The organism is Burkholderia sp. MSHR3999, assembly GCF_000833595.1.
Lineage (GTDB): Bacteria > Pseudomonadota > Gammaproteobacteria > Burkholderiales > Burkholderiaceae > Burkholderia > Burkholderia ubonensis.
Genome location: NZ_JRFO01000001.1, coordinates 1909702 through 1929471, shown reverse-complemented (window position 1 = coordinate 1929471; position 19770 = coordinate 1909702). Strand labels below are relative to the sequence as shown.

Annotated in this window: 13 protein-coding genes, 2 tRNA genes and 1 pseudogene; 8 read left to right on the top strand and 8 right to left on the bottom strand. The window is 68.3% G+C overall.

What is annotated here, in order from left to right:
* Positions 1-116 precede the first annotated feature (116 nt).
* The 5 genes from clpX (at position 117) to KY49_RS08915 (ending at position 6458) form a co-directional block, all read left to right on the top strand.
* Positions 117-1388 carry an ATP-dependent Clp protease ATP-binding subunit ClpX gene (clpX, locus tag KY49_RS08935; RefSeq protein ID WP_010092138.1) on the top strand — a complete coding sequence of 424 codons (1272 nt, stop codon included), beginning with the start codon at positions 117-119 and terminating at the stop codon, positions 1386-1388.
* A gap of 198 nt (positions 1389-1586) precedes the next feature.
* On the top strand, positions 1587-4010 hold the full coding sequence (lon, locus tag KY49_RS08930; RefSeq protein ID WP_042584229.1) for an endopeptidase La: 2424 nt from the start codon (positions 1587-1589) through the stop codon (positions 4008-4010).
* 192 nt (positions 4011-4202) lie between these two features.
* Positions 4203-4278, top strand: a tRNA-Val gene (locus tag KY49_RS08925).
* Between the two features lie 23 nt (positions 4279-4301).
* Positions 4302-4378 (top strand) — tRNA-Asp (locus KY49_RS08920).
* 145 nt (positions 4379-4523) lie between these two features.
* Positions 4524-6458, top strand: a complete 1935-nt coding sequence (locus KY49_RS08915; RefSeq protein WP_042584228.1) for a SurA N-terminal domain-containing protein — start codon at positions 4524-4526, stop codon at positions 6456-6458.
* Positions 6459-6546: 88 nt separating this feature from the next.
* Here the strand turns inward: KY49_RS08915 and KY49_RS08910 are convergent.
* A pseudogene (locus KY49_RS08910) lies at positions 6547-7229 on the bottom strand (arylesterase).
* Between KY49_RS08910 and KY49_RS08905 the strand changes: the two are divergent.
* Positions 7228-7941, top strand: coding sequence for an ABC transporter ATP-binding protein (locus tag KY49_RS08905; protein WP_042584227.1), 714 nt, complete (start codon positions 7228-7230; stop codon positions 7939-7941). The pseudogene KY49_RS08910 and the gene KY49_RS08905 overlap by 2 nt on opposite strands.
* Before the next feature lie 48 nt (positions 7942-7989).
* Here the strand turns inward: KY49_RS08905 and pgi are convergent, their stop codons facing one another.
* The 3 genes from pgi to KY49_RS08890 all read right to left on the bottom strand — a co-directional run bounded on the left by pgi (position 7990) and on the right by KY49_RS08890 (position 12624).
* Positions 7990-9612 (bottom strand): glucose-6-phosphate isomerase, encoded by a 1623-nt coding sequence (gene pgi / locus KY49_RS08900; RefSeq protein ID WP_042584226.1) that lies wholly within the window; start codon positions 9610-9612, stop codon positions 7990-7992.
* Between the two features lie 109 nt (positions 9613-9721).
* A complete protein-coding gene (locus KY49_RS08895) occupies positions 9722-11275 on the bottom strand; it encodes an NAD(P)H-hydrate dehydratase (protein WP_042584225.1) in 1554 nt (517 codons plus the stop codon).
* 44 nt (positions 11276-11319) lie between these two features.
* Positions 11320-12624, bottom strand: coding sequence for an FAD-dependent oxidoreductase (locus tag KY49_RS08890; protein ID WP_042584224.1), 1305 nt, complete (start codon positions 12622-12624; stop codon positions 11320-11322).
* Positions 12625-12864: 240 nt separating this feature from the next.
* Here KY49_RS08890 and purL point away from each other — a divergent pair, with 240 nt between their 5' ends.
* Together purL and KY49_RS08880 are read left to right on the top strand one after the other, a co-directional pair.
* Positions 12865-16929, top strand: a complete 4065-nt coding sequence (gene purL / locus KY49_RS08885) for a phosphoribosylformylglycinamidine synthase (RefSeq protein WP_042584223.1) — start codon at positions 12865-12867, stop codon at positions 16927-16929.
* A 4-nt stretch (positions 16930-16933) separates the two neighbouring features.
* Positions 16934-17476, top strand: coding sequence for a GNAT family N-acetyltransferase (locus KY49_RS08880; protein WP_042584222.1), 543 nt, complete (start codon positions 16934-16936; stop codon positions 17474-17476).
* Positions 17477-17554: 78 nt separating this feature from the next.
* On the opposite strand, the gene KY49_RS08875 is transcribed toward KY49_RS08880, so the two are convergent.
* From KY49_RS08875 to msrB, 4 genes are all read right to left on the bottom strand, one after another.
* Positions 17555-18334 (bottom strand): peptidylprolyl isomerase, encoded by a 780-nt coding sequence (locus KY49_RS08875; RefSeq protein ID WP_042584221.1) that lies wholly within the window; start codon positions 18332-18334, stop codon positions 17555-17557.
* 21 nt (positions 18335-18355) lie between these two features.
* Positions 18356-18664 carry a BolA family protein gene (locus KY49_RS08870; RefSeq protein WP_042584220.1) on the bottom strand — a complete coding sequence of 103 codons (309 nt, stop codon included), beginning with the start codon at positions 18662-18664 and terminating at the stop codon, positions 18356-18358.
* A 1-nt stretch (position 18665) separates the two neighbouring features.
* On the bottom strand, positions 18666-19196 hold the full coding sequence (locus tag KY49_RS08865; protein WP_042584219.1) for a septation protein A: 531 nt from the start codon (positions 19194-19196) through the stop codon (positions 18666-18668).
* 115 nt (positions 19197-19311) lie between these two features.
* Positions 19312-19743: a peptide-methionine (R)-S-oxide reductase MsrB gene (gene msrB, locus KY49_RS08860; protein WP_042584218.1), complete on the bottom strand. Its 432-nt coding sequence runs from the start codon at positions 19741-19743 to the stop codon at positions 19312-19314.
* Positions 19744-19770 lie beyond the last annotated feature (27 nt).

The following is a 19770-nucleotide window of genomic DNA, read 5'->3' as shown; positions in this document are numbered from 1 at the left end:
TACGCCCCGAGCAACTTCGGCAAGCGCATCCAGCCGGCTCAGGTCGCGCCCTAGGTCGTGGCGCGCGGAGCATTCGGCGTATCATGTCATTTACCTGTCCGGAGGCTCATACATTCATGGCGGACAAAAAAGGTTCGAACAGCGAGAAGCTGTTGTATTGCTCGTTTTGCGGCAAGAGTCAGCATGAGGTGAAAAAGCTCATTGCCGGCCCGTCGGTCTTCATCTGCGATGAGTGCATCGACCTGTGCAACGAGATCATTCGTGACGAGGCGGCAGCCGCGGGCGTCGAGGCCAGCCTGTCCCGGTCGGATCTGCCGAGCCCGCAGGAAATTCGCGACATCCTCGATCAGTACGTGATCGGGCAGGAGCGCGCGAAGAAAATCCTCGCGGTGGCCGTCTACAACCACTACAAGCGTCTCAAGCATCTCGACAAGAAGGACGACGTCGAGCTGTCGAAGAGCAACATCCTGCTGATCGGCCCGACGGGCTCCGGCAAGACGCTGCTCGCGCAGACGCTGGCGCGCCTGTTGAACGTGCCGTTCGTGATCGCGGATGCGACGACGCTGACCGAAGCCGGCTACGTCGGCGAGGACGTCGAGAACATCATCCAGAAGCTGTTGCAGAACTGCAACTACGAGGTCGAGAAGGCCCAGCGCGGGATCGTCTACATCGACGAAATCGACAAGATCAGCCGCAAGTCGGACAACCCGTCGATCACCCGCGACGTGTCGGGCGAGGGCGTCCAGCAGGCGCTGCTGAAGCTCGTCGAGGGCACGATGGCGTCGGTGCCGCCGCAGGGCGGCCGCAAGCATCCGAACCAGGACTTCATCCAGGTCGACACGACCAACATCCTGTTCATTTGCGGCGGTGCGTTCGACGGCCTGGAGAAGGTGATCACCGATCGTACCGAGAAGACGGGCATCGGCTTCGGCGCGACGGTCAAGAGCAAGCAGGAGCGCGATGCCGGCGAGGTGCTGCGCGAGGTCGAGCCGGAGGACCTGATCAAATTCGGTTTGATCCCCGAATTGATCGGCCGTCTGCCGGTGGTCGCGACGCTCGGCAAGCTGGACGAGGCCGCGCTGATGAAGATCCTGGTCGAGCCGAAGAACGCGCTCGTCAAGCAGTATCACAAGTTGTTCGCGATGGAGCGCGTCGAGCTGGAAATTCGCCCGGCCGCGCTGCAGGCGGTGGCCCGCAAGGCGATCCGTCGCAAGACGGGCGCGCGCGGTCTGCGTTCGATCATCGAGCAGGCGCTGCTCGACGTGATGTACGAATTGCCGACGATGAAAGGGGTCAGCAAGGTCATCATCGACGAGAACGTCATCGATGGGGACGGCAAGCCGCTGTTGATCTACGAGGACACGCCGAAGGTGGCGGGTTCGAATTGACCGGCTTGACGGCGATGTTCAGACAAAAAAGGCCGTTCATCGAAGCGTGAACGGCTTTTTTTCGTTTATCTTGTGGGTAATCTGACTCAACACGCGGCGGTTACTTTCTTACCGAATATTTCCCACGCTGGGAGGCCTTGCAATCGGATGCGCCGGCCTCAATTACCGAACAATTGATTCCACTCATGGGGAAATGAAATGTCAGGCACCCAACTTCTCCCGCCGGAACGCATCACGCTCCCGCTGCTGCCGCTGCGGGACGTCGTCGTTTTCCCGCACATGGTGATTCCGCTCTTCGTGGGCCGGCCGAAATCGATCAAGGCCCTCGAAGCAGCGATGGAAGGCGGCAAGCACATCATGCTGGTCGCCCAGAAGACCGCGGCCAAGGACGAGCCGACCGAAAAGGACATGTACGAGGTCGGTTGCGTCGCCAACATCCTGCAGATGCTGAAGCTGCCGGACGGCACCGTGAAGGTGCTGGTCGAAGGCCTGCAGCGCGCGCAGGCATTGTCGATCGAGGAACAGGAGACGCAGTTCTCCTGCGAGGTGATGCCGCTCGAGCCGGACCACGCGGACAGCGCGGAAACGGAAGCGCTGCGCCGCGCGATCGTGTCGCAGTTCGACCAGTACGTGAAGCTGAACAAGAAGATCCCGCCGGAGATCCTCACGTCGCTGTCGGGCATCGACGAGGCGGGCCGGCTCGCGGATACGATCGCCGCGCACCTGCCGCTCAAGCTCGACCAGAAGCAGCACATCCTCGAGATGTTCCCGGTCGTCGAGCGCCTCGAGCACCTGCTCGCGCAGCTCGAAGCCGAGATCGACATCCTGCAGGTCGAAAAGCGCATCCGCGGGCGCGTGAAGCGCCAGATGGAGAAGAGCCAGCGCGAGTACTACCTGAACGAACAGGTCAAGGCGATCCAGAAGGAGCTGGGCGAAGGCGAAGAGGGTGCGGACCTCGAGGAGCTCGAGAAGCGCATCAACGCCGCGCGCATGCCGAAGGAAGCGAAGAAGAAGGCCGACGCGGAGCTGAAGAAGCTGAAGCTGATGTCGCCGATGTCGGCCGAAGCGACGGTCGTGCGCAACTACATCGACACGCTGATCGGCCTGCCGTGGCGCAAGAAGAGCAAGGTCAACAACGACCTGTCGAACGCCGAGCAGGTGCTCGACGAGGATCACTTCGGCCTCGAGAAGGTCAAGGAACGCATCCTCGAGTATCTCGCGGTGCAGCAACGCGTCGACAAGGTCAAGGCGCCGATCCTGTGCCTCGTCGGGCCCCCGGGCGTCGGCAAGACCTCGCTCGGCCAGTCGATCGCCCGCGCGACGAACCGCAAGTTCGTCCGCATGGCGCTGGGCGGCGTGCGTGACGAGGCCGAGATCCGCGGCCACCGTCGCACGTACATCGGTTCGATGCCGGGCAAGATCCTGCAGAGCCTCACGAAGGTCGGCGTGCGCAATCCGCTCTTCCTGCTCGACGAAGTCGACAAGATGGGCATGGATTTCCGCGGCGATCCGTCGTCGGCGCTGCTCGAAGTGCTCGATCCGGAACAGAACCACACGTTCGCCGATCACTACATCGAGGTCGACTTCGACCTGTCGGACGTGATGTTCGTCGCGACGTCGAACTCGCTGAACATCCCGCCGCCGCTGCTCGACCGGATGGAAGTGATCCGTCTGTCGGGCTATACGGAAGACGAGAAGGTCAGCATCGCGCAGCGTTACCTGCTGCCGAAGCAGAAGAAGAACAACGGCCTGAAGGAAGGCGAGATCGAGGTCACCGAGCAGGCGATCCGCGACATCATCCGCTACTACACGCGCGAAGCCGGTGTGCGTTCGCTCGAGCGGGAAGTGTCGAAGATCTGCCGCAAGGTGGTGAAGATGCTGCTGCTGAAGAAGGCAACGGGCGCGATCAAGGTCGACGGCGAGAACCTCGACACGTTCCTCGGCGTGCGCAAGTACGACTTCGGCCTCGCGGCGAAGGAAAACCAGGTCGGTCAGGTGACGGGCCTCGCATGGACGGAAGTCGGCGGCGACCTGCTGACGATCGAAGCCGCGGTGATGCCGGGCAAGGGCAACGTGATTCGCACCGGTTCGCTCGGCGACGTAATGAAGGAGTCGGTCGAGGCAGCGCGTTCGGTCGTGCGTTCGCGTTCGCGGCGTCTGGGCATCAAGGACGAAGCGTTCGAGAAGCAGGACATCCACATCCACGTGCCGGAAGGCGCGACGCCGAAGGACGGTCCGTCCGCCGGCGGTGCGATGACGACCGCGCTGGTGTCGGTGCTGACGGGCATTCCGGTGCGCGCCGACGTCGCGATGACGGGTGAGATCACGTTGCGAGGCGAAGTCCTGCCGATCGGCGGCCTGAAGGAGAAGCTGCTGGCCGCACATCGCGGCGGCATCAAGCTCGTGCTGATTCCGGAAGAGAACGTGAAGGATCTCGCGGAGATTCCGGACAACGTGAAGAACGCGATCGAGATCGTGCCGGTCCGCTGGATCGACAAGGTGCTCGAACTCGCGCTCGAGCGGACGCCGACCCCGCTGCCGCCGGAAGAAGAGGCGAAGGCTGCGGCGCCCGTCGCGGAAACGGCGAAGGATGCCGGCTCGACGGAAGTCGTCAAGCACTGAGTCTGATGTGACGGTTGTTCACGAAATCCGCGGCGTGTCCGCGGGTTTTTTATGCGCGGCGCGCCGATCGAAATCGGCGCTGCAAAAATTTCGCGATTCAGGGCTGGTAAAGTTCTGAAGGGTGGATTAAACTAGCGGGCTCGCTGGTTGTTGATGCCGAAATGCAGATCGCAGCCAGATTGAATCCGGAACGGGTGCTTAGCTCAGTTGGTAGAGCGGCGCCCTTACAAGGCGTAGGTCGGGAGTTCGAGCCTCTCAGCACCCACCAGTTTCGCGATTCAGCCAGACCAAGGAGCGGTAGTTCAGTCGGTTAGAATACCGGCCTGTCACGCCGGGGGTCGCGGGTTCGAGTCCCGTCCGCTCCGCCAAGACAATAAATGCCCGCCTCGTGCGGGCATTTTTGTTTGCGCTGCAGCAACGCCGGCGCCGCCAGGCCGACGCCTCCCGTTTCGCCTTTTTTCCTGCCCGCTGTTGTAATATCGGGCGTTTTGTCCAATACACACCCCGTCACGCATGCTCGATTTCTTCCGTAATCACCAGCGCCTGATGATGGCGCTCCTGCTCCTGATCGTGTTGCCGGGGCTGGGTTTCGTCGGGATCCAAGGCTTCCGCGGCTTCTTCGATGAAAGCGCGAACGTCGCGGCGGTCAACGGGCACAAGATCACGCGAGTCGAATTCGACGGAACGTACCGTCAGCAGATCGATCGCGCGCGTCAGGCGCTCGGCGCGCAGTTCGACCTGAAGTCGTTCGACACGCCCGAGCACCGCAAGGAAGTGCTCGACGGCCTGATTCAGCAGCGCGTGCTGGCCGACGAGACGCAGCGCCTGCACCTGACCGCGTCCGACAACGCGGTGCGCGAGGCGCTGCTGAGCGACCCGATGATCGCGTCGCTGAAGAAGCCGGACGGCTCGATCGACGTCGAGCGCTATGCGCAACTGCTGTCGTTCCAGGGCATGACGCCCGAGCAGTACCAGGAGCGCGTGCGCTACAGCCTGGCGCTGCAGCAGATTCCGGCCAGCATCGTGTCGAGCGCGTTCACGCCGAAGAGCCTCGCGCAGCGGCTGTCCGAACTCGCCGCGCAGCAGCGTGAAGTGCAGGCGCTCGTGCTGAAGACGAGCGACTACGCGTCGAAGGTGCAGCCGACCGACGCGCAGCTCGCGGCCTATTACGACACGCACAAGCAGAGCTTCGCGACGCCGGAGACCGCGACGATCCAGTATCTCGTCTATTCGCCGGCGGCAGCCGCGGCGAACGCGCAGCCGACCGACGCGGACATCAAGAAGTTCTACGACGACAACCCGACGCATTTCCGCACCGAAGCGCAGGTGCGCGTGAGCCACATCTTCATCGCGGCGGCCGGCGACGCAAGCGCCGCGGACAAGGCGGCCGCGAAGGCGAAGGCCGAGCAGCTGCTCGCCGACGTGAAGGCGCATCCGGACCAGTTCGCGCAGATCGCACAGAAGAGCTCGCAGGACGCGCCGTCGGCGGCAAAGGGCGGCGACCTCGGCTTCATCACGCGCGGCTCGACCGCGGGCGGCAAGGCGTTCGACGATGCCGCGTTCGCGCTGAAGCAGGGCGACGTGAGCGGCATCGTGCAATCGGATCTGGGCTTCCACATCCTGAAGGCGACCGAAGTGAAGCCGGCGGCCGTGAAGCCGTTCGCGGAAGTGAAGGATGCGATCGCCGTGGAGCTGAAGCAGCAGTATGCGTCGAAGGCGTTCTCGGACAACGCGGAAGGCTTCACGTCGACCGTCTACGAGAAGGCGAAGAGCCTGCAGCCGGCCGCGGACAAGTACAAGCTGACGATCCAGACGGCCACCGTCACGCCGACGCCGAACCCCGCGCTGCCGCCCACGAGCCCGCTGAACAACGCGAAGTTCCTGGCTGCGGTGTTCGCGACCGACTCGGTGAAGAGCCGGAACAACACGCAGGCGATCGACATCGGCAACAACACGCTGATCTCGGCGCGTGTGACCGACTACAAGCCGGCCGCCGTGCCTGCGCTCGACACGATCAAGGATGCGGTGCGCCAGAAGGTGATCGCCGAGCAGGCGGCGGAACTCGCGAAGAAGGACGGTGCGGCAAAGCTCGCCGAGCTGCAGAAGTCCAAGGCGACCGCGGGCTTCGCGCCGGCGGCAACCGTCTCGCGCACGCAGTCGCACGGCCTGACGCCCGCGGCGCTGAGCGCGGTCTACAAGGTCGACGCAAAGGCACTGCCGGCCTACGTCGGCGTCGATCTCGGCGCGGACGGTTATGCGATCTACCGCGTGAATTCGGTGATCCCGGGCTCCGCGGTCGATCCGCAGCAGCTCGCGGCCGCGCAGCAGCAGATGGCGCAGGTCGACGCGCAGAGCGAAGGCGAAGCCTATCTCGCCGCGCTGCGCGATCGATCGAAGGTGAAGCTGTACGGTTCGACCGCGAATGCCGCGCAGGACGGCGGGAACTGATCTCCGCCGCGTCGACAGCAAAAAGCCCCGCCATCGAGCGGGGCTTTTTGTTGGCCGTGCGCGTGCACGCTGCCGGCGCGGCGCGTGTTCAGCCGCGCGGTTTGCCGAGCAGCGGCTTCAGCGACGGCCACACGTTGTCGAGCAGCACGCCCTGCGCCTGCCGGGTCGGATGGATCTGGTCGGCCTGGAACATGTCGGGCCGGTTCTCGATGCCGGCCAGCAGGAACGGCACGAGCGGGACGCCGAGATCCTTCGACAGCCGCGTATAGATGCCGTGGAACTTCTGTGTGTAGTCGGGGCCGTAGTTGGGTGGGACGAACATGCCGACCAGCACGACCTTCGCGCGCGCGCGCGCTGCGCGTCGGCGACGATCTCGCGCAGGTTGCGTTCGGTCGTCGCGAGCGGCACGCCGCGCAGTGCGTCGTTCGCGCCGAGCTCGACGACGACGATCGCGGGCTTGAGCCGCGCGAGGACGGCGGGCAGGCGGGCGCGCCCGCCGCTCGTGGTGTCGCCGCTGACGCTCGCGTTGGCGACGCTATAATCGATCCGCTCGGTGGCGAGCCGTTGCCGCAGCAGTGCGACCCATCCGGTATCGCGCGGCAGCCCGTATTCGGCCGACAAGCTGTCGCCCAGCACGACGATCACCGGCTGGCCCGGCGGGGCGGCCGGCGGCGTCGCGGCGCAAGCGAGGCCGGCCGCGGTTGCGGCGAGCACGCCGCTCAGCAGTGCGGCCAGCGCCGCGCGTCTATTCCTGCGAGTTGTCGTATCCATGCTCAAGATTAGCGATCCGATCATCGAAGTCCATCACGTATGCAAGCGTGTCGCCGATGCGACGGGCGAGCTGACGATCCTCGACGGCATCGACCTGACGGTGCGCTCCGGCAGCAGCCTCGCGATCGTCGGCGCGTCGGGGTCCGGCAAATCGACGCTGCTCGGCCTGCTTGCGGGGTTGGACAGCGCGACGAGCGGCACGGTTCGGCTGCTCGGCCAGCCGCTCGACCAGCTCGACGAGGACGGGCGCGCGGCACTGCGCAACGGCGCGGTCGGGTTCGTGTTCCAGTCGTTCCAGCTGATGCCGCATCTGACCGCGCTCGAAAACGTGATGCTGCCGCTCGAGCTGCAAGGCGGCGTCAGCGCGCGTGACGCGGCCGACCGCGCGCGGGCGCTGCTCGTGCAGGTCGGGCTCGGCGAACGCACCACCCACTATCCGAAGCTGCTGTCCGGCGGCGAGCAGCAGCGCGTCGCGCTCGCGCGCGCGTTCGTCACCCGGCCGTCGATCCTGTTCGCCGACGAGCCGACCGGCAGCCTCGACGCGGCGACCGGTCACGCGGTCATCGACCTGATGTTCGAACTCAATCGCACGCACGGCTCGACGCTCGTGCTCGTCACGCACGATCCGGAGCTCGCGCGCCGCTGCGCGACGACGGTGACGCTCGACGCGGGGCGGATCGTGGCGCCGCGCGCAGCACAGCACGGCGCCTGACGGATCGTCGACGGCCCGGCCGCGCGTGCACGCGCGGCCGGTTGCGCGTCAGCGCTTGAGCGCGGCGCGTGCGCGTGCGATCAGCGCGGTGGTCGACGAATCGTGCTTTGCCGGATCGACCGCCTCGGCGGCCAGGTCGGCCTCGACCACCTTGCCGAGGATCTTGCCGAGCTCGACGCCCCACTGGTCGAACGGATTGATCTGCCACACCGACGCCTGCACCAGCACCTTGTGCTCGTAGAGCGCGATCAGCGCGCCGAGCGAACGGGGCGTCAGCGCGTCGACGAGCAGCGTCGTCGTCGGGCGGTTGCCGGGGAACGTCAGGTGCGGCGCGAGCGCCTCGTTGCCGGGCCCGGCGACCTTGCGCGCTTCGTCGAGCGTGCGGCCGAGCATCAATGCCTCGCTCTGCGCAAAGCAGTTCGCGAGCAGCTTCGGATGATGGCTCGCGAGCGGATGCTCGGGCGTCAGCACCGCGACGAAGTCGATCGGCACGATCGTCGGCCCCTGGTGCAGCATCTGGAAGAATGCATGCTGGCCGTTGGTGCCCGGCTCGCCCCAGGTCACGGCGGACGTCGGGTAGTCGACGAACGTGCCGTCGAGGCGCGCGGACTTGCCGTTGCTCTCCATCTCGAGCTGCTGCAGGTACGACGGCAGGTAATGCAGCGCTTCCGAATACGGCGCGACGAGGTAGCTCTGCGAGCCGAAGAAGTTGCGATACCAGATGCCGATCATCCCGAGCAGCACCGGCAGGTTGCGCTCGAGCGGCGCTTCGCGGAAATGGCGGTCCATGTCGTTGGCGCCCGCGAGCAGCTCGTCGAACTGTTCCGGGCCGATCGCGATCATGATCGACAGGCCGACCGCCGACCACAGCGAGTAGCGGCCGCCGACCCAGTCCCACATCTCGAACACGTTGTTCTCGTCGATGCCGAACCGGACGACCTCGGCGGGGTTCGCCGACACGCCGACGAAGTGCTTCGACAGCGCATCCTCCGGGCAGCCCTTCGCGACGAACCAGTCGCGCAGCGAGCGCGCGTTCGTCATCGTCTCGAGCGTCGTGAAGGTCTTCGACACGATGATCGCGAGCGTCTCTTCCGGATCGACCTGCTCGAGCACGCGCGCGAGATCGGCGCCGTCGACGTTCGACACGAAGTGGGTCGAGATCTCGGGCGTCGCGACGTGGTGCAGCGCGTGCACGACCATCTTCGGGCCGAGGTCCGAGCCGCCGATGCCGATGTTGATCACGTGGCGGATGCGCTTGCCGGTGTAGCCGGTCCACGCGCCGCTGCGCACGGCGCGCGCGAACGTCGCCATCTTCGCGCGCTCGGCACTGACCTGCGCATGGAACGGCGCAAGCGGATCGGTTGCGCGCAGCGCGGTGTGCAGCGCCGCGCGGCCTTCGGTCGGGTTGACGACGTCGCCCGCGAACATCGCGTCGCGGCGCGCCTCGACGCCGGCGTCGCGCGCGAGCTGCGCGAGCAGGCGCACGGTCTCGTCGGTGATGCGGTTCTTCGAGAAGTCGGCGGCGAGGCCGCCGCCCGAGAGCGTGAAGCGCTCGGCGCGGGTGGGCGCGGGATCGTTTTCCGGGGCAAACCAGTCGCGCAACCGGGCGTTGCGGATCTGTTCGAAGTGGTTTTGCAGGGCAGTCCAGGCGGGGAACGATTTCAGCGTCATGGCGGTTCGAGTGAGGCGTGAATCGGAGGAATGCCGCGCCGGCGAGTCGGAGACGGACTGCCGGCGGACGAGTGGCCCGCCGCGCGGCGGGGGACTCAGTATAGCGGCGTTATGTGTCCGCGCGCGTCGACGGGTAAAAAAGGCGATTGATCAGCGTGCGCACCGTCGGCGCGAGTTCGCCCGCCGTCAGGCCGGCCGGGCCCGTGCCGTTCGCGACCAGCGTGTCGGCCGCGAGGCCGTGCAGGTAGACGCCCGCGAGCGCGGCGGCGTAAGGGCCGACGCGCTGCGAGAGCAGCGCGCCGATCAGGCCGCCGAGCACGTCGCCGGTGCCGCCTGACGCGAGCGCCGCGTTGCCGGTCGGATTGACCGTCAGGCGGCCGTCGGGCGCGGCGATCACGGTGCCGGCGCCCTTCAGCACGACGACGCTCGCGAAGCGCGCGGCGAGCGCGTGCGCGGCGTCGAGGCGGTCGCGCTGCACGGCCGCGGTGTCGCAGCCGAGCAGCCGGGCCGCCTCGAGCGGATGCGGGGTCAGGACGCATGCGCGGCCGTGCGCGCCGCGCGCCGCGAGCGCGGCCGCGAGATCGGCGTGCGCGGCGACCAGGTTCAGCGCATCGGCGTCGAGCAGCGTGGGCGCGTCGTGCGCCAGCAGGTCGCGCACGAGCGTCGCCGCGGCTTCGCGCGTGCCGAGGCCGCAGCCGGCCGCGACCGCGGTCATCGCGTCGAGATCCAGCGCGTCGGCCGGATGCAGCATCAGCTCGGGAAACGGCGGGTCGTAAGGCGGCGCGCCGGCGCCCAGGAAGCCGACGTGCACCTTGCCCGCGCCGGCGAACAGCGCGGCGCGCGCGGCGAGGATCGGCGCGCCGCACATGCCGGTGTCGCCGCCGATCACGGCCAGGCTGCCGAACGTGCCCTTGTGCGACGCGAACGCGCGCGCGGGCAGCGCGGCGGCGAACCGTGCCGGGGCATTCAGCGTCACCGCGGGCGCGGCCGGAGGCGGGACGTCGAGCGACGCGACGGCGATCTCGCCGGCGAGATCGCGGCCCTCGCCCATGTAGAGGCCCGGCTTCGCGCCGATGAAGGTCAGCGTATGCGTCGCGGCGACCGCGGCGCCCGCGCCGACGATCCGGCCGGTATCGCTGTCGAGCCCGCTCGGCACGTCGAGCGCGAGCACGCGGCCGACGGTGCGCGCGCGGGTGGCGATGCGCCCGGCGAGGTCCGCGAACGCGCCGTCGAGCACACGGCCGAGACCGATGCCGAACAGGCCGTCGACGACCCATGCGTAGCCGTCGAGCGAGTCGGGCGGCTCCGCCGAGACCGGCACGCCGGCGGCGCGGGCGACGCCGAGCGCCCATTGCGCGTCGTCGGGCTTCACCGCGACGGGCATCCACGCGTGCGTCGCGACGCCGAGCCGCTGCAGTTCCGCCGCCGCGACGAGCGCGTCGCCGCCGTTGTTGCCGGGGCCGACCGCGAACCAGACGGGGCGGTCGTCGCCGCCCACGCGTTCGGACAGCCAGCGCGCGGCGGCGGCGCCGGCGCGCGCCATCAGCGTGTGCGGCGGCAGCGCCGCGGCCGCGGCGGTTTCCGCGGCGCGCAGGTCGGCGACGCGCAGCAGCGCAATCGGTTCAGGGGCGGGAAGCGGGTGGGCGGGGTGGGCGAGCGTCATGGCGGCAGGAGGGTCGGCGCCGCCGGGCGAGCCCGCGCGGCCGGTCAGGGCGAGAAGCGCTCGGCGCGCAGCGCGGCGAGCGTGTCGGCGGGCCAGTGCTGCGTGGCGCCGCCGATGTAATCCGCCACCACTTTAGCAGACCCGCATGCGAGCCCCCAACCGGCCGGGCCGTGCCCGAAATTGGCGAACACGCGCGGATGCGAGGTCGGACCGACGACCGGCAGGCCGTCCGGCGACAGCAGCTGCGTGCCTTGCCACGACAGTGCCGCGGAGATCTTCGCGGCGCCGGGCACCCAGTCGTGGACGGCCTGGCCGAGCAGCGCGAGCGCGGCCTCCGACAACGGCGCGGCGAGCGGCCGCGCGGTGTCCTGCAGGCTCTGCAGCACCGCGCCGCCGCCGACGCGCAGCCGCTGGTGGGTGCGGGTCATCGAGATGCGCTTGATCGAATCGACGACGGCCAGGTGCGGCGCGTGTTCGACGTAGGCGACCGGCGCGGTCAGCGTGTGGACGCGCATCGGATGCAGCGGCACGCGCATGCCGAGCCGCTCGAGCAGCGCGAGGCTGCTCGCGCCGGCGGCGACCACGATCGCGTCGGCGGAAATCACGTCGACCTCGCGCGCCTTCGACGCGCGCCGGTCGCCGCCCGGCGGCGCGAGCTCGACCGCGGCGCGGCCGGCGTCCGCGCGGATCGCGGCGACATCGGCGCCGAAGCGGAACTGCACGCCGTGCTCGTCGAGCACCTGCTTGACCAGCTTCGTGAACAGCGGGCAGTTCGCGGTGCGCTCGCTCTCGAGCAGCACGCCGCCGGCGAAGCCGGGCTCGGCGGGCACCGACGGCTCGAGCGCCGCGCATTCGGCGGCCGTCAGCACGCGGTGCGGCAGGTCGAGCGTGCGCAGCAGCTCGAGCGCGGGCTGCGCGGCGTCCCAGTCGCCGGCGTCGCGCACGACGTGCAGCACGCCGGTCTTCTGCTCGAAGTCGAGATCGAAGCGGGCTTCGATGTCGGCGAGCGTGTCGCGCGACGCGTCGACCAGCGGGCGCAGCCGTGCGTACTGGGTGGCGAACGCGTCGGGCTCGCGCAGCTCGCCGAGCCGCTTCACGAAGCGGCGCACGCCTCCGTTCAGCCCCGGCTTGTAGACGATGCCGCTGTCGCGCGGCTGGCGCTGGCGCATGAAGGTCGGCCCGAACCAGACGTCGAGCGGACTCGGCAGCAGCGTGCCGCCATCGCCGTAGGTCGCGCCTTGCGCGACGGTCGCGTGGCGTTCGACCACGCACACGCGATGGCCGGCCGCGCGCAGCTGGTAGGCGGTGGCGACGCCGCTGATTCCGCCGCCGATGACGATGACATCCATGGATTGCTTCGATGACGGGCGGCCGTCCGGCCGCCCGGTGGGTGATTCGCGTGACGGGCCGCGGGGCCCGGTGAACCGGCAATGATAGCGCCAAACCGGCGGCGCGCGGCCCGCGACCGGTTCGGGCACGCCCGGCACGCGCCGCGGACGGGCTTGGGCGCCCGACTTCCGGGTATAATTACGGCCTTCCTTTTGCCCCACGTCGCCACCTTGCGCGACTCATCGACGTCAGTCCAGCCCATGGCTCACTTCTCGTGTTTTCCCGGCGCTTCGGCCCTCTCCGATTTCCGTCAAACCCGTCTGCTCGATACGCTCAGGCAAATCGACGCCAACATCGTCGCGGTGCGCGGCCAGTACCTGCACTTCGTCAATGCCGCCGAGCCGCTGTCGGCCGATGACAGCGCACGCATCGACGCGCTGATGCACTACGGCGCGCCGTTCGAGGCGGCGGCCGAGAAGGGCGCGGTCGAGACTTTCGTCGTGCTGCCGCGCTTCGGCACGGTCTCGCCGTGGGCGAGCAAGGCGACCGACATCGCGCAGCACTGCGGCCTCACGCACGTGCGCCGCATCGAGCGCGGCGTCGAGTACACGGTCACGCTGAAGTCGGGCCTGCTCGGCGGCAAGAAGGCGCTGTCCGACGACGCGCGCGCCGCGGTCGCGGCCGCGCTGCACGACCGGATGACCGAAAGCGCGGTCGCGTCGCGCGACGACGCCAAGCACCTGTTCGACGAGCTGCCGGCCAAGCCGCTCGCGACGGTCGACGTGCTCGCGCAGGGCCGCGGCGCGCTCGAGCGCGCGAACGTCGAGCTGGGCCTCGCGCTCGCCGACGACGAGATCGACTACCTGGTCGACGCGTTCCGCAAGCTCGAGCGCAACCCGACCGACGTCGAGCTGATGATGTTCGCGCAGGCGAACAGCGAGCACTGCCGCCACAAGATCTTCAATGCGCAGTGGACGATCGACGGCGAAGCGCAGGACATGTCGCTGTTCGCGATGATCCGCAACACCGAGAAGCTGAGCCCGCAAGGCACGATCGTCGCGTATTCGGACAACTCGTCGATCATGATGGGTGCGCAAGCGGAGCGCTGGTTCCCGCGCGGCGCGGGCGCGGCCGGCGAGCCCGGCGAGCGCTACGGCCGCCACACCGAGCTCACGCACACGCTGATGAAGGTCGAGACGCACAACCACCCGACGGCGATCTCGCCGTTCCCGGGCGCGGCGACCGGCGCGGGCGGCGAGATCCGCGACGAAGGCGCGACGGGCCGCGGCGCGCGTCCGAAGGCGGGCCTGACGGGCTTCACGGTGTCGAACCTCGACCTGCCCGGCGCGCGCCAGCCGTGGGAAAACGCGCGCGACGCCGCGCAGCCGGTGGCCGAGCGCAACCCGAACGAGCAGCACGGCCCGTACGGCCGCCCGGACCGCATCGCGTCGCCGCTGCAGATCATGATCGACGGCCCGCTCGGCGGCGCCGCGTTCAACAACGAATTCGGCCGCCCGAACCTTGGCGGCTACTTCCGCGTGTACGAGCAGAACGTCGGCGGCCAGGTGCGCGGCTATCACAAGCCGATCATGATCGCGGGCGGCCTCGGCAACATCTCCGACGCGCACACGCACAAGCACGACGTGCCGGCCGGCTCCCTGCTGATCCAGATCGGCGGCCCCGGCATGCGGATCGGCATGGGCGGCGGCGCGGCGAGCTCGATGGCGACCGGCGCGAACACGGCCGAGCTCGACTTCGACTCGGTGCAGCGCGGCAACCCGGAAATCGAGCGGCGCGCGCAGGAAGTGATCAACGGCTGCTGGCAGCTCGGCGACGAGAACCCGATCCTGAGCATTCACGACGTCGGCGCGGGCGGCCTGTCGAACGCGTTCCCCGAGATCGTCGACGGCGCGGGCAAGGGCGCGCGCTTCGAGCTGCGCAAGGTCGCGCTCGAGGAGTCGGGCCTGTCGCCGCGCGAGATCTGGTCGAACGAGGCGCAGGAGCGCTACGTGCTGGCGATCGCGCCGGCCGACCTGCCGCGCTTCGAGGCGATCTGCGCGCGCGAGCGTTGCCCATTCTCGGTGGTCGGCGTCGCGACGGACGAGCGCCAGCTGCGGCTCGTCGACGACGAGGCGACGGGCGCTGACGAATACCCGGTCGACATGCCGATGGAAGTGCTGCTCGGCAAGCCGCCGCGCATGCACCGCGACGTCACGCGCGTGAGCACCGAACGCGCGCCGGTCGACGTCACGGGCGTCGCGCTCGCGCAGGTCGCTGTCGACGTGCTGAAGCACCCGACGGTCGCGAGCAAGTCGTTCCTGATCACGATCGGCGACCGCTCGGTCGGCGGCACGTCGGTGCGCGACCAGATGGTCGGCCCGTGGCAGGTGCCGGTGGCCGACTGCGCGGTGACGGCACTCGACTACGCGGGCTTCAAGGGCGAGGCGATGACGATGGCCGAGCGCACGCCGCTCGCCGTGATCGACGCGCCGGCGTCGGGCCGCATGGCGGTCGGCGAGGCGATCACCAACATCGCGAGCGCGCCGATCGCGTCGCTCGACAAGCTGAAGCTGTCCGCGAACTGGATGGCCGCGTGCGGCACCGCCGGCGAAGACGCCGCGCTTTTCGACACGGTGAAGGCGATCGGCATGGAGCTGTGCCCGGCCCTCGGCATCGGCATCCCGGTCGGCAAGGACTCGCTGTCGATGAAGACGAAGTGGGACGAGCAGGGCGTCGCGAAGGAAGTGGTCGCGCCGGTCTCGCTGATCATCTCCGCATTCGCGCCGGTCGAAGACGTGCGCCGCCACCTGACGCCGCAGCTGCAGCGCGTCGCCGACGCCGGCGACAGCGTGCTGATCGCGATCGACCTCGGCCGCGGCAAGAACCGGATGGCCGGCAGCATCTTCGCGCAGGTCACGCAGCAGGTCGGCGACGCGACGCCGGACGTCGACGATCCGCAAGACCTGAAGCGCTTCTTCGACGCGATCCAGTCGCTGAATGCGCGAGGCTTGCTGCTCGCGTACCACGACCGCTCGGACGGCGGCCTGTGGGCGACGGTCTGCGAAATGGCGTTCGCGGGCCACGCGGGCGTGTCGCTGAACGTCGACATGCTGACGCTCGACGCCAATCACGAATCCGACTACGGCGACGCGAAGGACTGGGCGAAGCAGACGAGCGGCCGCCGCGACGACCGCACGCTGCGCGCGCTGTTCTCGGAAGAGCTCGGCGCCGTCGTGCAGGTGCGCGCGACGGACCGCGACGCGGTGCTCGGCGCGCTGCGCGAGTTCGGGCTGTCGACGTGCTCGCACGTGATCGGCTCGGTCAACGAGCGCGACGTGATCGAGGTGTACCGCGACGCGAAGAAGATCTACGACGCACCGCGCGCCGAGCTGCATCGCGCGTGGAGCGAGGTGAGCTGGCGCATCGCGCGCCTGCGCGACAACCCGGCCTGCGCGGATGCCGAATACGACGCGCTGCTCGACGCGGCCGACCCGGGCATCTCGCCGGTGCTGACGTTCGAGCCGGCCGACGACATCGCCGCGCCGTACATCGCGACGGGCGCGCGTCCGCGCGTCGCGATCCTGCGCGAGCAGGGCGTGAACTCGCACCTCGAAACCGCGTATGCGTTCGACCGCGCGGGCTTCGACGCGCACGACGTGCACATGAGCGACCTGCTCGCGGGCCGCGCGACGCTTGCCGACTTCACCGGCGCGGTCGCGTGCGGCGGCTTCTCGTACGGCGACGTGCTGGGCGCGGGCGAGGGCTGGGCGAAGACGATCCGCTTCAACGCGAACCTCGCCGACATGTTCTCGGCGTTCTTCGCGCGGCAGGACACGTTCGCGCTCGGCATCTGCAACGGCTGCCAGATGCTGTCGAGCCTCGCGTCGATGATCCCGGGTGCGGATGCATGGCCGAAGTTCACGCGCAACAAGTCCGAGCAGTTCGAGGCGCGCTTCTCGTTCGTCGAGGTCCAGTCGTCGCCGTCGATCTTCTTCGCGGGGATGGAAGGCTCGCGGATTCCGGTTGCGGTCGCGCACGGCGAAGGCTATGCGGACTTCTCGCAGCAGGGCGACATCGATCGCGTCGCGGTCGCGATGCGCTACGTCGACCATCGCGGCAACGCGACCGAGAGCTATCCGTTCAACCCGAACGGGTCGCCCGCCGGCATCACGTCGGTGACGACCGCCGACGGCCGCTTCACGGTGCTGATGCCGCACATGGAGCGTGTGCACCGTACGGTCACGATGAGCTGGCACCCGGAAGGCTGGGGCGAGGCGAGCCCGTGGCTGCGCGTGTTCCGCAACGCGCGCCGCTGGATCGGCTGACGCGATGTTCGATCCGCATGCGCCGGTCGACGTCGTCACGCTGCGCGACGAGCGCGCGAGCGACGTCGCGGCGGTTGCCCGGGTGATCGCCGCGGCGTTCGCGGCTGCGCCGCAGCACGGGCAGTTCGAGCAACGGATCGTCGACGCGCTGCGTGCGGACGGCTGCCTGAGCGTGTCGCTCGTCGCGGAGCGCGACGAGCGCATCATCGGGCACGTCGCGTTTTCCCCGGTGACGATCGGGACGATCGGCGACGGCGGTGAATCGGGCTGGTACGGGCTCGCGCCGCTCGCGGTGCTGCCCGACTGCCAGCGGCAAAGCGTTGGCGCCGGGCTCGTGCGCACCGGTCTCGATGCGCTGCGGCGGCTCGGCGCGCGCGGCTGCGTCGTGCTCGGCGAGCCCGCCTATTACGCGCGCTTCGGCTTCGGGCCCGCAGGCGACATCGTGTTTCCGCAGGCGCCGCCGGAATACCTGATGGTGCTGCCGTTCGATGCCGCCGCGCCACGTCCGGTGGGTGAAGTGCGGTATCACGCGTCTTTCCACGCGTAGCGGCACTGCGCATCGCCGCTGGCCAAAAGAAAAAGCCGCTCCGTGGAGCGGCTTTTTCGTATGCGGCGCAGCGTGGCGTTACTGCACCTTGGCCTGCTGCCGCAGGCTTTCCTCGAACGCCTGCAGCTTCTGCTGGACCATCTGTTGCGCGATCTGCGGCTTGACCTGGTCGAACGGGGGCGGCGCGACTGCGCGGACGTCGTCGACGCGGATGATGTGCCAGCCGAACTGGGTCTTCACCGGCTCGTCGGTCATCTGGCCTTTCTGCAGCTTCGTCGCGGCCGCCGCGAATTCCGGCACGTACGCCTTCGGGTCGGCCCAGTCGAGATCGCCGCCGTTCTTGCCCGAACCCGGGTCCTTCGAGTACTGCTTCGCGAGATCCTCGAACTTCGCGCCGGCCTTGATCTTCGCGATCAGGTCCTTCGCCTGCTGCTCGTTGTCGACGAGGATGTGGTGCAGGTGGAATTCGCGGTTCGCGACGCCCTTCACCAGTTCGTCGTAGCGCGCCTTCACTTCGGCGTCGGTCGGCTGGTTCTTCTTCAGGAAGTCTTCGATCAGCGCGCGCAGCACGACGGTCTGCTGCGCGACGGCGACTTGCGCCTTCACGTCCGGACGGTTCGGGATGCCGCGGCGAATGGCTTCCTGCATCAGGATTTCGCGGTTCACGAGTTCCTGGCGCACGGCCTGCTGCATCTGCGGGCTGTCGGGCTGGCCTTGCTGGACCAGCTGCGCGACCATCGCGTCGGCGCGCGACTTCGGAATCGGCGTGCCGTTGACGACGGCGATGTTCTGGGCGAAGGCCGGCGCTGCTGCGAGAGCGGCCGCTGCGGCCCACAGGCGGGGGGATTTCAGGATCATCGGGAATTCCTAATGAGACGACTAGATTGAAGATTCGTTGAATTCTTCGGGCGTGTACGCGACGATCGCGAGCGCGTGAATGCCGCGCTGCATCGCATCAGCGAGCGCATCATACACCAGCCGGTGCCGGGCGACGCGCGCCTTGCCGGCGAATGCAGCGGACACGATCGTGACCGTGTAGTGGCCGCCGGCGGCCGCGCCCGCGTGGCCCGCGTGCTGCGCGCTGTCGTCGCGCACCGTGAGCGACACGGGCGCGAGCGCGGCGGTGAGGCGCGCCTCGATCAGCGCGATGCGCGCGTCGGGCGATGCGTTCAGGAAGGCATCGCTCATGTCATTCGTCCTTCAGGTATTTCGCGAGCCAGAGGCTCTGCAGGATGAGGAACACGACCATCGCGCCCGTCGTGCCGAACAGCTTGAAGTTCACCCACTGCGACTCGGTGAAGTTGCGCATCACGTACAGGTTGACCGCGCCGAGCGCCGCGAAGAACAGCGACCACGCGACGTTGAGCCTGTCCCAGACGGGGTGCGGCAGCGTGAGCTGCTTGCCCATCATTTTCTCGATCAGGTTGTTGCCGAACGCGTAGCGCGCGGCGAGCAGGCCGATTGCAAATAGCCAGTAAAGCACCGTCAATTTCCACTGAATGAATTTCTGGTTGTGCAGCACGAGCGTCGCGCCGCCGAACACGACGATCAGTCCGAGGCTGACCCACTGCAGCGTGTCGACCTTCCGGTGCCGGAACGCCACCCACGCGACTTGAACGAGCGTCGCGACGATCGCCACGGCGGTCGCGGTGAAGATATCCCACACCTTGAAGGCGGCGAAAAACAGGATGATCGGAAACAGATCGAACAAAAATTTCATGATGATCGCAGCTGCGTGAAAGGCCGCTTGCGCGGCCTTTCACCGTTGTAGGGGCCCGCGCGGCGTCGCGGTCGCGAATCGCAGGGTATGTCCGGCCGATCCGCCCGCGCGCCGCTCATTGGTCTTCGGGTCGGGAGTCGAAGTTTAACGCAGCCGAATTGATGCAGTACCGCAAGCCGGTCTGGTCGCGCGGGCCGTCCTCGAACACGTGGCCGAGGTGCGCGCCGCAGTGGTTGCAGCGGACCTCGACGCGCACCATCCCGTGCGTGTAGTCCATCACTTCCTCGATCACTTCGCTGTTGAGCGGCTTGAAGTAGCTGGGCCAGCCGCAGCCGGAATGGAATTTCGCGCCGGATTCGAACAGCGGCGTGCTGCATACGACGCACTTGTAGATGCCGGGGTCTTCCGTGTCGGTGTATTCGCCGGTGAACGCGCGCTCGGTCGCCGCATGCTGCGTGACCTCGTACTGCATCGGCGTGAGCCGGCGGCGCAGTTCCGCGTCGTCTTTCTGGTACGGATAGGACTTGTCGTCTGAATCGTGGGACATGGGTCGTTTCTCCTGATGGAACGGTCG

Excerpts from the sequence above, each read along its gene's own strand:
- clpX (WP_010092138.1), top strand. The coding sequence starts at position 117 with ATGGCGGACAAAAAAGGTTCGAACAGCGAGAAGCTGTTGTATTGCTCG.
- lon (WP_042584229.1), top strand. The coding sequence starts at position 1,587 with ATGTCAGGCACCCAACTTCTCCCGCCGGAACGCATCACGCTCCCGCTG.
- KY49_RS08915 (WP_042584228.1), top strand. The coding sequence starts at position 4,524 with ATGCTCGATTTCTTCCGTAATCACCAGCGCCTGATGATGGCGCTCCTG.
- KY49_RS08905 (WP_042584227.1), top strand. The coding sequence starts at position 7,228 with ATGCTCAAGATTAGCGATCCGATCATCGAAGTCCATCACGTATGCAAG.
- pgi (WP_042584226.1), bottom strand. The coding sequence starts at position 9,612 with ATGACGCTGAAATCGTTCCCCGCCTGGACTGCCCTGCAAAACCACTTC.
- KY49_RS08895 (WP_042584225.1), bottom strand. The coding sequence starts at position 11,275 with ATGACGCTCGCCCACCCCGCCCACCCGCTTCCCGCCCCTGAACCGATT.
- KY49_RS08890 (WP_042584224.1), bottom strand. The coding sequence starts at position 12,624 with ATGGATGTCATCGTCATCGGCGGCGGAATCAGCGGCGTCGCCACCGCC.
- purL (WP_042584223.1), top strand. The coding sequence starts at position 12,865 with ATGGCTCACTTCTCGTGTTTTCCCGGCGCTTCGGCCCTCTCCGATTTC.
- KY49_RS08880 (WP_042584222.1), top strand. The coding sequence starts at position 16,934 with ATGTTCGATCCGCATGCGCCGGTCGACGTCGTCACGCTGCGCGACGAG.
- KY49_RS08875 (WP_042584221.1), bottom strand. The coding sequence starts at position 18,334 with ATGATCCTGAAATCCCCCCGCCTGTGGGCCGCAGCGGCCGCTCTCGCA.
- KY49_RS08870 (WP_042584220.1), bottom strand. The coding sequence starts at position 18,664 with ATGAGCGATGCCTTCCTGAACGCATCGCCCGACGCGCGCATCGCGCTG.
- KY49_RS08865 (WP_042584219.1), bottom strand. The coding sequence starts at position 19,196 with ATGAAATTTTTGTTCGATCTGTTTCCGATCATCCTGTTTTTCGCCGCC.
- msrB (WP_042584218.1), bottom strand. The coding sequence starts at position 19,743 with ATGTCCCACGATTCAGACGACAAGTCCTATCCGTACCAGAAAGACGAC.